Consider the following 14,573-nt stretch of genomic DNA (forward strand, 5'->3'; position numbering starts at 1 on the left):
CGTTTTTGGTATTTATTTAGATTCTAAATATTAGAAATCATAACGTAATGTGAAGTTCCAAGTTCTTCCGAAACCAAAGAATACTTGGTTACCGTCAGCAATTCCTTTGTAAAGTCTGTTGTTAGAAGCATAAGTTCCTGCAGCAGCGTTTGAAGTTACATTGTCGCTTGCGAAAATGTTTGTTCTTGACTCAGCAATATAGATCTTATCAAACAAGTTGTTTACGTTTAATCTGAAGTTAACAGATTTGTCTTTGTTTTTTCCAGTTAACATCTTGTAAGAGAAACCAGCATCTACTAAACCGTAAGAAGGTAATTCTAATGCTCCTTTGTTTGTTGGAGAAGAGAAGTTAGTTGGGCTAATTCCTGCGTATAATTTATCATTAAAATTATAGTTAGCATCAATAGTTACTCGTGTTAAAACTTCATAAGAAGCTCCCAAAGAAGCTGTCATTTGAGCAGCATCACCAACTTTTACTTTGTCCATATAAACTGGTACGTCAGTAAATCCTGTAACTGGTGAGTTGTCTGCTTGGAAGTAAGCATTAACAGTTGCATTTCCTTTGTATTCCCAGATTCCATAAGAGAACATTGCGTTAACTTTTAGTTTTTCTGTAATATTAGAATTTGCTTCTATTTCAATTCCAGAGTGTACCTCGTTAAGACCTAGGTATTCTGTGTAAGTAGTATTGTCGCTTGGTAATGCATTACCTTTTAAGTATCTGTCGTTCCAAGTAGTGTTGTAAACGTTTACTGTAGCATTAAAAAGTCTTGAACGGAAACCGTATCCAGCCTCAAATCCAGTAATTTTCTCATTAGTAAGATTTGGGTTTACGATAGATCTGTTGTTAGGGTAAACAGAGTTAAAGAAAGGTTGTCTTGAGTAATAACCTGCATTAACATAAACATTGTTTTTTTCGTTAATGTTGTAGTTGGCACCTCCTTTTACGTTACCTCCAAAGATGTTTTTGTAGCTTGTAGAAGCTAATTTATCAGTTGGAAGATATACGAAGTCATCTTCTCTCTTAAATCCTTGTTGAGAAGCAGCTCCCTGAACAAATACAGTTAAATTATCTTTAGAGTATTCTAGTTGTGTAAAAAGACCTAACCATTTTACTTTTCCAGTACTGTTAAATGAAATTTTGTCGTACGATTTTTTGTCGAAAACATTCCATTGAACCTCTGTTGGGTAAGTACTTGTAAGGTGTCTTCCTGCTGGTTTTAAACTAGCAATGTTGTTGTCATAAAATTCACCTCCACCTAATAAATCATTTACTACTGTAAAGTGGTATCCTGTGTAAGTTCTTGCATCAAGACCGAAATCAAGAGTTAAGGACTCCGTTAATTTTTTGTTCAAGTTGATTACAGCACCAAACCAGTCATGTGAGTTGATAGATGATGTTTGCGAAATACCTGATGTAGTATTGTAAACATAATTTGCCGCTGATGTCCCTGTTCTACCTGTTGAAGAACTGTTTTGGTAAACACCACCAATTTGTGTTCTTGTTTGGTTTGCTCCGTTAAAGTTAACAGTTCCCTGACCAGAGTTCCATGCTTGTATTTTATCGTAGTTAACCATTCCGTTAGGTAATAAAAATGCTGGACTGTTGTAGATTAATCCTCCAACACCACCAGTAGCACCAGCACCAGCACCACGACCCATAGAAGCGTAAAGAACTGTAGATAATTTTGTAGTTTCGTTGATTTTGTAATCCCAGTTAAAAGAAGCTACCGGCTTGTGGTAGTAATTTTTTCTGATGTTATATTCTTCACCATTTAAATATCCTGCATCAGCATTGTATCTGATGTTCGGATCGCTTAATGAACCATATTTTTGGTACGTTGCAATGGTAGAAACTGTAGATCTTTGACTATGTGATTGAGGAGCACCAGTTAAAGTAAACTGAAAGTCATGTTTGTTATTTTTAGTAGCGTATCCTAAAGCAATAAAATAGTTTGTTCCTTCAAATTGAGTACCGTTGATGTATCCATCTCCCATTGTTTGAGATAATAATACAGAAGCAGAAAGTCCGTTTGCTAATTTTCCTGTATTGTATGAACCTTGAACTTTAAAGTTTCTTCCATTTCCAAAACCAGAAGAGAATGATCCACCTTCTTTTTTGTCTGAAGATCTAGTTACAATGTTGATCGTACCTCCAACAGAAGGAGTTGCAAGTTTAGAAGAACCTAAACCTCTTTGTACCTGCATAGCAGAAGTAACATCTGATAAACCAGCCCAGTTACTCCAGAATACAGAACCGTTTTCCATATCGTTAACCGGCATACCGTTAATCATAACAGCAATGTTTTTCTGGTCAAAACCACGAATATTGATTCTTGAATCTCCGAAACCACCACCTGATTTAGTTACATAAACAGAAGGAGTGTTTCTTAGGATTTCCGGAAACTCCTGAGTTCCAAGTTTTTCCTGGATTTCAGCAGCCTTAATTGTCGATACAGCAACAGGAGTTTTTCTGTCTTTTGCGATATCAACTACTGTACTTTTTACTACAATTTCGCTTAATTCGTTTGAATTACTTTCCAAAACGATTGCGCCTAAATTAGTTGTTGCGCCGTTTAAAACTGAAAATTTTAAGGTTTTTGAATCGTATCCTAAATAGGTAATAACCAATTCTCCCGTACTAGTTTTAACGTCGATTGTAAATTTACCATCGAAGTCTGTTGAAGTCCCATTAGTAGAACCTTTAACAGCAACATTCGCTCCAGGTAAAGTTGCACCCGCGTCGTCGGTAATAGTACCGGAAACTTTTCCTTGAGAAAATACGGTTGAAACTATCATGAACAAAAGTCCAGTAAGTAACCAATTTTTCATTGTCTTCATTTGTTATTAGTTTATTGTTTATTGTTTTTGGCAAAATTATAACAATTAAATCGGATAATGTTATCAAAATGTTAAGAAAAGCAAGTTTTGTATAATATGTTGCGTATTAAAATGATTTTTTCTTTTTGTGTTAAACAAAATGACTTTTTTTTGAATTTTAGGGGCTGTTTTTTGTTAAAATGATAATGTTTTTTACAGTGTTGTAGTCTAAAACGTTCAAAGTGGTGTTCAGATGGTCTGTTTACAGGGTGTTTTATGCGAAAAAACGCCTTAATTTGTGTTAAATTAAAGCGTTTCAGTGTGTTATAAAGGAGTGTGAATTTACTTATTTCTTAAAAAATGATTCAATAAGAATGTAGTTGAACTGTCGTGCGTTTTTACAGTTTTAGTATTTATTTCATCTAATATAGAATTGGCGAGCTGTTTTCCTAATTCCACTCCCCATTGATCGAAGCTGAAAATATTCCAAATGATTCCCTGTACAAAAATTTTATGTTCATATAAAGCAATTAAAGAACCTAATGATTTTGGTGTTAGTTTTTGAATCAGGATCGTATTTGTTGGTTTGTTTCCTGTGAAAACTTTGAACGGTTGTAAGTAAGCTGCTTTTTCCGGAGAAAGTCCTTGTTTGTCAAATTCTGCCTGAACCTGATCGGTGGTTTTTCCGTGTAACAAAGCTTCTGTTTGTGCAAAAAAGTTGGACATCAATTTATCGTGATGGTCTTCATTTCCGTATAAAGGTTTTACAAATCCAATAAAATCTGTTGGAATTATTTTTGTCCCCTGGTGGATTAATTGGAAAAAAGCATGCTGCGAATTCGTTCCCGGCTCTCCCCAGATGATAGTTCCGGTTTGGTAGTTTACCGGTTTTCCGTCGCGCCCGACACTTTTTCCGTTGCTTTCCATGGTAGCCTGTTGCAAGTACGGAGCTAATTTTTGTAAGTACTGAGTATAAGGAATCAAAGCTTCGCTCTCCGCTCCAAAGAAATTATTGTACCAAACGCTTAGTAAGGCTAGGGTTACCGGAATGTTTTTCTCGAATTCGGCGGTTTTAAAATGCTCATCCATTTCATAAGCACCCTCTAGTAAATCATTAAAATTATCAAAACCAATGGCCAATGCAATGCTCAAACCAACAGCGCTCCACAAAGAAAATCTTCCTCCAACCCAATCCCACATTGGGAAAACATTGTCAGGATTGATTCCGAATTCGGTTACTTTCTGGATGTTTGTCGATACTGCCACAAAATGTTTGGCGATATCTTCTTGTTTTGCCGATTTTAAAAACCATTCTTTTATAGTTTCAGAATTGGTTAACGTTTCTTGTGTAGTAAACGTTTTAGAAACAATCAGGAAAAGAGTGGTCTCGGGATTTAACTTTTTGATTATCTCGTTTACATGATCTCCATCGACATTAGAAACAAAATGTAAGTTCAGATGGTTTTTGTAAAATTGTAAAGCTTCCACCGCCATAACCGGACCAAGATCAGAACCTCCAATACCAATATTCACGATATCAGTAAACGCTTTTCCTGTGAAACCTTTTCTTTGACCGGATATAACTTCCTGAGTAAAGTTTTTTATTTTGTTTTTTACTTCATAAACTTCCGGAATTACATTTTCTTCATCCACTTTTATTACGGCAGCTTCAGGAGCACGCAATGCAGTGTGCAAAACGGCTCTGTTTTCTGTCAGGTTAATGATCTCTCCATTGAAATAATCTGCAATGGCATTTTTTAATCCAATAGAATTGGCCAGTTTCAGTAAAAGTGAGATCGTTTCGGAACTAATGTTGTTTTTAGAATAGTCTACTAAAAAGTCGTTCCATTGTAAGTTGAATTTTTCAACGCGAGCAGTATCTTGTTGAAATAATTCCTGTATCGTAGTTTTATGAGTAGCGTTATAGTGGTTTTGCAGATTTTTCCACGCTTCAGTCCCGGTTGGGTTTGTTGTGTTTAAAGCCATTTTTTTTGTTTAATTAAGGATAGGATTATCAAAAACAAAAATACTGAAATTAGTTTTTAATAGCTTAAAGCTTTGCAATTATATAACAATTAGTTACGAAAACGTTTTCCTGATTTTTAGTTTTTAATCCTGAAAAAGCGATATCGATAAAGTGTTAAACAAATAAAGGTTAGACTCGTAGTGTATTTAAGCAATGTTTTTGTTTAAATTATTTTAGATGTAATTTTTGAATAGCTTCCAGTTTCATCTAGAGGGATATAATTAGTTCAAGATTTAATGGTTTTAGCCGAATTATACCGCTCAATTATTTACCTCCAGATGAAGCTCAACATCATTAAGTTAAGATGTTTTTTCACGCAGATTTTGCGGATTTTGCGGATTTTGCGGATTTTTTTTATTTTGATCTGCTAAAATCTGCGTGAGGCTTTTTTTGAGAATCACTAACTTAATGGTGTTGGGCTTTAATCCAAAACTATACTTAAGGTTTTGGCTAAAGCCTCTTTATTCAACCCTACGTTACCGTTGGTTAAAACCAACGGCTATTCAAAACCGGATTGTTTATTTGTAATGGAAAAGACTAATCTTAGTGGTGATAAATGATATTTGCAATAAAAAACTCTCGCGATTTGTTGAAAGTTCTACTAATAAATTGTTATGTATGAATTTCAACTTTATAATTTACAGTAATTGGAATAATTTTTAATGACTTGTTTTCTAAATGCACTGCAGGTAGGTCAGCTTTATTTTTATTTGAGTTTTATGGTTATTATAAAGTAGTGTGGAATTTTAAAATGTGTTCCAAAGTTTTCCGGTTTGATGTCAGATTGAGCTACTTCGCAATAAGAACTTGAACCGTCTTTGTGGATGGTTGGAGTGATTAACGCAAGGAGTGGGATTTCCTGGTTATTGCTAATATCAAAGTTTAGTTCTTTTTTACTGCCAAAGAAATCTTTCAGCGCATAATCTTCAAAAGGGCTTTTTAGTTTGAAATAAACTGTTTTGCTTCCTAATTGAGTGCCTTGTACATATATCTTTACTTTTTTATCTGTTGTTTTAAAGAAGAACTTTAAGGATTCTTTATTTGATTTTAATTTGAAGTAATCATTATTTCCATAAGTGTCAAAAAGGCTGTAAGTATGAGTGAGTTTTCCTTTTGTAAATTCCTGAAGACTTATTTCGTAATGTTTTCCTTTGAGATTTTCGCCTTCAAAATGGAGTTGTTCAATATAAATATCGTCAAAATCCAATAAATTCTGAATGTCATTATTCTCACTTCCGTAATTGGCGGTAAGTTTGATTGTGTTTTGGCTAAAAATAAAGTTAGAGAATAGCAGCGCAAATAACAAAGCAGTTTTTAATTTCATAAATTGATTTTTGAAAAATGGTTGTGAAGTTTTTAGATACGATTTGAATTAATTAATAAAAAAAGAACAAAGATCGATACGACATCGATCTTTGTTCTTTTTAAATTTTAGAAATGATATTTGATTCTGCTTTAGAAAACGTTGTTACAAATTCCCAATGCTGTCCAATTCTCTTTTTAACGGTTCAGTTTGTTTCATGAAGCGGGTTCTGTCGTTTCCGGTCAAAGATTCTCCGGTTGGTAAATTAAGTCGAAGGGCATCTACCTGAACGCCATTTTTCCAGAAACGGTAGCAAACATGTGGTCCTGATGCAAGACCGGTACTTCCTACTAAGCCTATTTTTTGTCCCTGTGTTACACGTTGACCACGGCGCACTAAAATTCTGGACATGTGTAAGTATTGAGTCGAGTAGGTTCCGTTGTGTTTTACTTTTACAAAGTTTCCGTTTCCGGCTGTATATCCTGTTGCTTCAACAACTCCGGATGCCGTTGTAGAAATCGGAGTTCCGGTTGGAGCGGCATAATCGGTTCCTTTGTGTGCTTTCCAGGTGTGTTGCACGGGATGGAATCTGTTCATGGTAAAACGAGAAGTGATTCGGCTGAATTTGATCGGTGTTTTTAAGAAAAAGTTTTTTAATGTTCTTCCTTGATCATCATAGTATTCTATTTTTCCTGAAAGCGTGTCCTTCTCAAACGGAAAAGCATAAATGATTTTTCCTTTATATTCAAAAAAAGCAGCTTCCAGCTCTTCAACTCCGTCGTAAACTTTATTGTTTATAAAACGTTCCGTGAAAATGAGTCCGTAACGATCTCCTTTTTTGAGTTTAAAAAAGTCAATGGACCACGAGAATACTTTGGTGATTCTGCTGGCAAGGGCTGTTTCAACGCTTTCATTTCCTAAAGTTTCGGATAAAGAGCTTTTTAAAACACCACCAATAATTTTACGTTTTAGTGTAACGGGTTTTACTTTTTTATAAGCTTTTGCGATACTGTCTCTGAAATCAACCACATAATAGGTCAAGGCATCGGGCTGATAAATAAAAACCTGAAGGTTGTTTGTTTTGTTTTTGGATCGAAGTAACGTATAAGGTTTGTTGTAACGAATGCTTCTTACGTTAAAAGAATCTTTGATCTGTTCTACAATGTCATACACTTTTTTATCTCCAATATTTTGACCTTGGAAGATAGATCCAAAAGAATCTCCTTTTTGGATGGTGTCGTGAATAACATTAAAATCAGTGTAATTAAAACCAAATTCAACTTTTTTAGCTTTTGGTTTGGTAATTTTGGTTTCGACTTTCTCTTCTGTTTTTTTACATGAAAATATTGAAAACAATATTATAATAATTACGACTGCTTTTTTCAAACTTTTATTTTTTTACTGGGAAATTAAACGATGGTTTCGTTACCCCAATTGGACAATTCTTCTTCGGTCCACAATTTAGGAAAAAAGATGCGTCTTTGGTATTTTGGATGCATATATTTTTGCCAATCGCTTCCGCCCGTAGCTTCTCCATTGCCTTTTCCGCTTTCCAGTATGTATTTTCTTGCAGTATTAAGGTGTTGCATAACCCAGGTAATATTAACCGTATGGTCGTAATGACGCATCGCTTGAATTAGTTCCGGATTTAGTTGGTCTTCTTCAGGTAGCTGAGTAAATTTTTGCCAGATGTTTTTTGTTTTAAATGTAGTGATTTGACGTAAAAACTGTTCCTTGTATTTGTTCTCGAATTCCTGAAGTAAGTACGACTTTTTGCCTGTTTGGTAATCTTTTCCTGCGGCCTGCCAATACAAATGTTCGAAACTGGTTTCTAAATCGGTATTTTCGTCAAAGTTGGCTTTGTATCTGCGATCTGTTAGATTGATTACATCGGTAGAGGCAAATTCAATTAAGCGGTATTGTGCACTTTGAAAACCACTTGCCGGAGTTAGAGTGTTTCTGAACTTCATGTATTGTTCTACTTCCATTCCGTTTTCCATAATGCTGAAGGAATTGGTCAGCATGTCAAAATAACGAGTGATTCGGGATAGTCTTTCACTAAAAAAAGCAACCTGAATGTTTTCGGTATCCGCAATCTGGTCAATTTCCCATAAGATCATTTTGAAAATCAACTCATTTACCTGATGGTACATGATAAATACCATTTCATCAGGAAGGGTAGTGCGTTGTGTTTGAAGACTCAAAAGAGCATCGGTCTGAATGTAATCCCAATAGGTGATTGGTTTTGACCAAAGCAAACCTTCAAGTTGAACTTCTGTTTTTTGATTTATAGCTTGAAATTTAAGATCAATTTCTTTTAAGATGGATTCCGTATTATCTGGGGTGTTCATTATTTTTTTGCTTTAAATGGATTTTTTAATCCTTTGTATTCGTCAAGATCTGCTTTAAGAGAACCTACGGCGAGGTCTGCTTTAATTCTAATCGGGACTTTGTTATTGTCGTCTGTGATCCAAAGCGTTAAACTTTCTTTTTCTTTGAATACTCTTCCTGTTTGTACAAGAGGCTTGAAGACCATTGTAGAAACGGTTCCAAATTTAGTCGTAATATCTTGACGGCCTATAAATTTTAACTTAAATTTTGTGATTTCATCATCAAAAAACATGTCGATTGTAATGGAGTCGCCGGATTTAAGTTTGTCTATATTCGGATGATTTCTCAAGTAGTAAAAAGAGGAGACGATATCCTGAACAGCGTCAGTTGTTACGAGCGTTTTTTCGGTGTTACGTTTGTAGTCTTTTACCAGAATTCTATTTTCATTTTGATTAAAAAAACCTTCCTGATTTTTGGTGTATCCGCCTTCGTTTATTTTTCTGACGTATCGATAGGGACTGCCGGTTTCTTTGTCAAAATAACTTTCGTATAAATCTTCGACTTTAAAAAAGAGTTTCGACATTCCGGTGGTGTAACCTTTGCCTACCGCATGAAACACTTTTTTGTTGTTTACCGTAGCATCTTTTATTTCTAAAGTTGCATAGCCGGCGTTTATGATTCCGTAATGAATTCTAAATTTGAAATATTCTCCAGTATCGAAGGCATCTTCTTTTTGAGAGTCGAAACTAAATGTAGTGAGAACTAATAGGATGAGGACTATTTTTTTCATAGTGCTAATTGACAGTTATTTATGAGGATAAATGCAAATTCTATTCCAAATGTACCAAAACAAAAAAACTCAGTCAAGGAATGACTGAGTTTTTATGCTATTAACTAACCAAAAAACTATAAATTATGAAATTTATATCAATTCGGAAGGAAACCACCCCTTCCTGATTTGCGAGTGCAAAGATAGATACAAAGTTCAAGAAATAAATAGTAAAAAGTGAGTTTAACATATCATTTGCATTAAAAGCATCGTTTTACAGAGAATTTTTTTGCATAATGTAAAAATAATGCGTTTTTACAAAGTTCCTCGCAATTCCTGTTCTCTCTCGATTGACTCAAAAAGGGCTTTAAAGTTTCCTGCGCCGAATCCTTTTGCTCCCATTCTTTGAATAATTTCGAAAAATAAGGTAGGTCTGTCCTGAACAGGTTTTGTAAATATTTGTAATAAGTAACCATCTTCATCGGCATCGACCATAATGGCTAACTTTTCAATTTCATTAATATCCTCTTTCATCATATCCATATGCACTCCTAATCTTTCAGGAATAGCTTGGTAATAGGTATGAGGTGGTGCAGACAAAAAGTCAACACCTCTTGCTTTTAATTCAGATACCGTTTTGATAATATCGTCTGTAGCAATTGCGATGTGCTGAATTCCGGGACCTCCGTAGAAATCTAAGTATTCCTCAATTTGAGATCTTTTCTTTCCTTCTGCCGGTTCGTTAATTGGGAATTTGATTCTTCCGTTTCCATTAGACATTACTTTACTCATCAAAGCCGAATATTCGGTATTGATTTGTTTGTCGTCAAAAGATAAGAAGTTTACGAATCCCATAACGTCTTCGTAGAATTTTACCCAGGTATTCATTTCATTCCAACCTACATTTCCTACCATGTGATCGATGTATTTCAATCCTGTTGGCTCGGGATTATAGTCTGATTTCCATTCTTTATAACCCGGTAAGAAGATACCGTTATAGTTTTTTCTTTCTACAAAAATATGAACCGTTTCTCCGTAGGTGTAAATTCCCGAACGAATCACTTCTCCAAATTCATCTGACTCAACAGTTGGTTCCATAAAAGAACGGGCACCACGTTTCATCGTTTCTTCATAAGCACTTCTGGCATCTTCAACCCATAAAGCGGCAACTTTTACACCGTCACCATGTTTTTTAAGATGTTCGTGTATTGGAGAATCCTGTGTTAATGGAGTCGTAAGAACAATTCTGATTTTGTCTTGTTTCAAAACATAAGAAGCTTTGTCTTTTACTCCAGTTTCCAATCCTGCATAGGCTAATGATTGATAACCGAAAGCCGTTTTATAATAATGTGCTGATTGTTTTGCATTTCCTACGTAGAATTCTACATAATCTGTTCCTAATAAAGGAAGGAAGTCTTGTGCTCCTTCGAAGATTTTCTCTAATCCGTATTCTACTGATTTTACTTCTTTACTCATGTTTTCTATGTTTTTTTCTTCGAAGTTTGAAGTTCGAAATTGTTTTTTTTGATTTGTTTTTTTTAATAGCCAAGGATTACTAATATTCATCAGCAAGGATAATATAACCCTTGCGGCCTTTGCGTAAATTCTTAGCGCACTTTGCGGTTAAACAGGTTACGTCTTATTTTACTCCGTCCAGGATTTGTAATACTGACCATCGTCAAGACCCATGGCTTCTTCCGTTACCATAAGTGGTCTGAAAGTATCAACCATAACGGCTAATTCCTGTGTTTCTTTATGACCAATACTGCGTTCCATTGCGCCCGGTGCCGGACCATGTGGAATTCCTTTTGGATGTAAAGTGATATGACCCTGCTCAATATTATTACGGCTCATAAAATCGCCATCAACATAATACAGTACTTCGTCTGAATCAATGTTGCTGTGGTTATAAGGTGCCGGAATTGCTTTTGGATGATAATCGTAAAGTCTTGGACAGAAAGAGCAAACAACAAAAGTTGCTGTTTCAAAAGTTTGGTGTACCGGTGGCGGTTGATGCACACGTCCGGTTATAGGTTCGAAATTATGAATGGAAAATCCATAAGGAAAATTGTAGCCGTCCCATCCAATAACATCAAATGGGTGTGTGGCGTAAACAACTTCATGAATCATTCCTTCTTTTTTGATTTTAATTAAAAAATCACCTTTTTCATCGTGTGTTTCCAACTCGTTTGGCAAAATAAAGTCTCGTTCGCAAAATGGCGAATGCTCTAAATGCTGACCCGATTGGTTTTTATAACGTTTTGGAGTGTAAAAAGGAGAATAAGATTCGACATAAAAAAGTCGGTTTTCGGTAGTCTCAAAATCTATTTGATAGATAACTCCTCTTGGAATAATCAGATAATCTCCATATTCAAAAGGAATATTGCCCAGCATCGTACGTAACTTTCCTTTTCCTTTATGGATGAAAAGCATTTCGTCGGCATCGGCATTTTTATAGAAATAATTTCGAAGTGATTCTTTAGGAGCTGCCAAACCAATAATACAGTCTTTATTGACCATCATTGCTTTACGACTGTCTAAAAAATCATTTTCCGGTTTTAATTCAAATCCTTTAAATAGTAATGATTTTATGTTTTTTCCGATTGCAATTTTAGGTTCAACCGAATAAGAATTTAAAATTTCTTTAACCTGCGTTGGTCTGTGAACATGATAAGACAAGGAGGAATGTCCGTGAAAACCTTCAGTTCCGAATAATTGTTCGTAATAAAAACCTCCGTTTGGTTTCTCGAATTGGGTGTGTCTTTTTTGAGGAAAATCTCCAAGTTTGTGGTATAATGGCATCGTTTTTCAATTAGATAATTTATAAATTAGATAATTAGAAAATGTAAATTGTGAACAGATAACTAGCTCATTTTCTAAGTTGGCTAATTATTCAATTCGATAGCATTACTCCGGATTTCTCTTAATAAGAAATTGAAGATACTCCAATAAACCTGTCCATTCTGTTTTCATTATAACAAATGTCGTAATTTTTATTGATTTAAATTGCAAATTAAAATAAAAATCCAATACTAAACCAAGTAAAATTCTTTGACATCTCAGGAGACCAGGAATGTTTAATTTCGATAGGACCAATAATGGTTTCGAGTCCGTAACCTACGGCATAGCCTGAATATTTGGGCATTGAGATCCAGTCTGTCGTGGTGAAAATATCATCACCGAGGTTGGCAAAATTGGCTGAAATATTAACGTGGTTCTTTTTAAATATTTCATAATCAACGGTCAGATCTGCTTTTATGTAACTGTTTCCGGTAATGCTTAAGAAGTCGTATCCGTAAAAATAATTGAAGTTGTTTATTTTGTTAAAGCCGTATCCTCCAAAAATATAATCGAAAAAAGGAACACTATCACTGCCAATATTAAATCCGGCATCCGTTCCGATTTTGAAGGTCGCTTTTTTATAAAGTGTGCCAGCAAAGGCAATTTCGGCCTTTGCAGTTGAGAAAGGCTTGAATGCTTTGGTGTAATTGGAAGATGTTAAATAGGTTTGCAGGTCGGTAGAAAAATACAATCCCGAATGAGGAAAGCTTTTGTTGTCAAAAGAATCATATTTCAGATAACCAAAAACACTGAAGTAGTTACTTTTCTCAATAACCTGCTCGATGTCTGCTAGAGTTGGGGAACTTATTTTTAAATATTTGTATTCTAAACCTCCGCCCATGAGAAACTTTTGGACAAAGATCGTTTGAAAATAAGCTTGATTGGTCAGGTCGGTAAAATCTACGTTGATCTGATTTGTTTCCACATTTTCCTTTGGAAGATTGTTAAAATTACTAGTAACGTTTCGGTTGAACTTGTTTAATCTGGAACGAAATCCAAAGCTGATGTTGAAACCGTTTTCAACATAATAATTAAAATCATATCTGAAATTATCTCCTAAAATAATGTCCAGAGAAGTGACATCATTTTTCAGTAATGTCTTTTTATGGGTAAGGTTCAGCAAAATGCCACTTTTGTAAAGACCATCATAGTGCAAACCAAGTTTTAGAAAAGTTTGCGTTGGATTTTCTTGTAAAGTAAGGTCTAAATCGTCCTGATCTCCGTCGGGTTCTAAACAATACGAAATCGTGCTAAAGTTTTGCGTAGCGTTCAGATTGTTTATTCCCGTTTTCAAATCGTCGTACGTTATAGTACTTCCGGGTTTAAAACGGAGTTTACCCCGAATGTATTCTTTAGTGTAATTGTCTAGTTTGTCGTTGTTTATTTTTTTTATTTGAAGGGTGTCCGTGCCTATTTTTAATTTTGGTTTTTTGTAAAAATGATTTTCGTCGGTTAACGATTTGATTTTTTCGTAAACGGCAAAGGCTGCTTCTTCTCCTTTTCGGATTATTTCTTCTCCTTTATCAAACGAAACCACACCATAATCGCGGATATCGGGTCTGATGTAAATATCGGTATCCTTTATTTTGCTTTTCATTTTATCAATCGATTGTAGATTGGTAATCTGAACTAATATTCGGGTTGCATTTTTAAGTCCCTTTCGATTTAATAAATCATCCTGAACATCGACCCCAATAATAATATCGGCGCCAAGGTTTCGAACTTCTTTTATAGGGTAATTGTTGACAACTCCACCATCTACTAATAATTTTCCGTCTATTTCTACAGGAGTAAATAAGGACGGAAAGGCGGCACTTGCTACCATTGCCTGAACGAGATTCCCTTTATTAAGTAAAACCTCTTCACCTGTTTCGATATTCGTTCCAATACACAGGAAGGGTGTTGGCAGTTTATTGAAATCGCGAATATGACGTACATTTCGTGTCAGACTGCTCAATAAATTATAATTGTACATTCCTTTTGAAAGTGCTTCGGGAATACCAATTCTGAAATTACTAAAGGGTAAAATAATGGCATATAACTCGTCATTCTTTTTGCCATAAAAGTTTTTTGACGAGCGCGGAATATAGTCGTTTATTAGTTCGTCGAAATTGGTCTTTTTGAATATCGAATCAATTTGAGCAGCGTTGTAACCGGAGGCATAAAGACCGCCAATAACAGATCCCATACTGGTTCCTCCAATATAGTCAATTTTTATTCCGGCTTCTTCTAATACTTTCAGAACACCAATATGAGCAAATCCTTTGGCGCCACCACCACTTAAAACCAAACCAATTTTGGGTCTTCTCACCGTGTCTTGTGTCGCTTTTTTTTCGTTTTCCTGAGAAAAAGAGCTTTGAGTATTTAAAAACAAGCATATAAAAAGAAGCAACGGCACATTCCGTATTGAAAGGAAAGGCTGTGGGAGACGTAAAAATCTTTGTGACTGAGTATTTGAAATGGACGGCTGAATTGGGCGCATA

General features: G+C 35.1%; 9 protein-coding genes. All 9 read right to left on the minus strand.

What is annotated here, in order from left to right; all coding sequences use genetic code 11:
- Positions 1 to 30 precede the first annotated feature (30 nt).
- The 9 genes from AB674_RS11370 to AB674_RS11410 all read right to left on the minus strand — a co-directional run bounded on the left by AB674_RS11370 (position 31) and on the right by AB674_RS11410 (position 14,572).
- Positions 31 to 2,841: a TonB-dependent receptor gene (locus AB674_RS11370; RefSeq protein WP_047776676.1), complete on the minus strand. Its 2,811-nt coding sequence runs from the start codon at positions 2,839 to 2,841 to the stop codon at positions 31 to 33.
- Positions 2,842 to 3,162: 321 nt separating this feature from the next.
- On the minus strand, positions 3,163 to 4,806 hold the full coding sequence (gene pgi, locus AB674_RS11375) for a glucose-6-phosphate isomerase (RefSeq protein WP_047776677.1): 1,644 nt from the start codon (positions 4,804 to 4,806) through the stop codon (positions 3,163 to 3,165).
- A 746-nt stretch (positions 4,807 to 5,552) separates the two neighbouring features.
- Positions 5,553 to 6,170, minus strand: coding sequence for a hypothetical protein (locus AB674_RS11380; protein WP_047776679.1), 618 nt, complete (start codon positions 6,168 to 6,170; stop codon positions 5,553 to 5,555).
- Between the two features lie 144 nt (positions 6,171 to 6,314).
- Positions 6,315 to 7,535, minus strand: a complete 1,221-nt coding sequence (locus AB674_RS11385) for a M23 family metallopeptidase (protein WP_047776681.1) — start codon at positions 7,533 to 7,535, stop codon at positions 6,315 to 6,317.
- A 23-nt stretch (positions 7,536 to 7,558) separates the two neighbouring features.
- Entirely contained in the window at positions 7,559 to 8,500 is a 942-nt protein-coding gene (locus AB674_RS11390) for a tryptophan 2,3-dioxygenase family protein (protein ID WP_047776683.1), read from the minus strand.
- Positions 8,500 to 9,270 carry a DUF3108 domain-containing protein gene (locus AB674_RS11395; RefSeq protein ID WP_047776684.1) on the minus strand — a complete coding sequence of 257 codons (771 nt, stop codon included), beginning with the start codon at positions 9,268 to 9,270 and terminating at the stop codon, positions 8,500 to 8,502. Before AB674_RS11395 ends, AB674_RS11390 begins: the two co-directional genes overlap by 1 nt.
- Before the next feature lie 294 nt (positions 9,271 to 9,564).
- Positions 9,565 to 10,725, minus strand: coding sequence for a 4-hydroxyphenylpyruvate dioxygenase (hppD, locus tag AB674_RS11400; RefSeq protein ID WP_047776848.1), 1,161 nt, complete (start codon positions 10,723 to 10,725; stop codon positions 9,565 to 9,567).
- A gap of 168 nt (positions 10,726 to 10,893) precedes the next feature.
- Positions 10,894 to 12,051 (minus strand): homogentisate 1,2-dioxygenase, encoded by a 1,158-nt coding sequence (locus AB674_RS11405; protein ID WP_047776686.1) that lies wholly within the window; start codon positions 12,049 to 12,051, stop codon positions 10,894 to 10,896.
- 211 nt (positions 12,052 to 12,262) lie between these two features.
- Positions 12,263 to 14,572, minus strand: a complete 2,310-nt coding sequence (locus AB674_RS11410) for a patatin-like phospholipase family protein (protein WP_047776687.1) — start codon at positions 14,570 to 14,572, stop codon at positions 12,263 to 12,265.
- Position 14,573 lies beyond the last annotated feature (1 nt).

It is taken from the genome of Flavobacterium sp. ABG, assembly GCF_001027725.1.
In the GTDB taxonomy this organism is placed as follows: Bacteria; Bacteroidota; Bacteroidia; order Flavobacteriales; family Flavobacteriaceae; genus Flavobacterium; species Flavobacterium cupriresistens.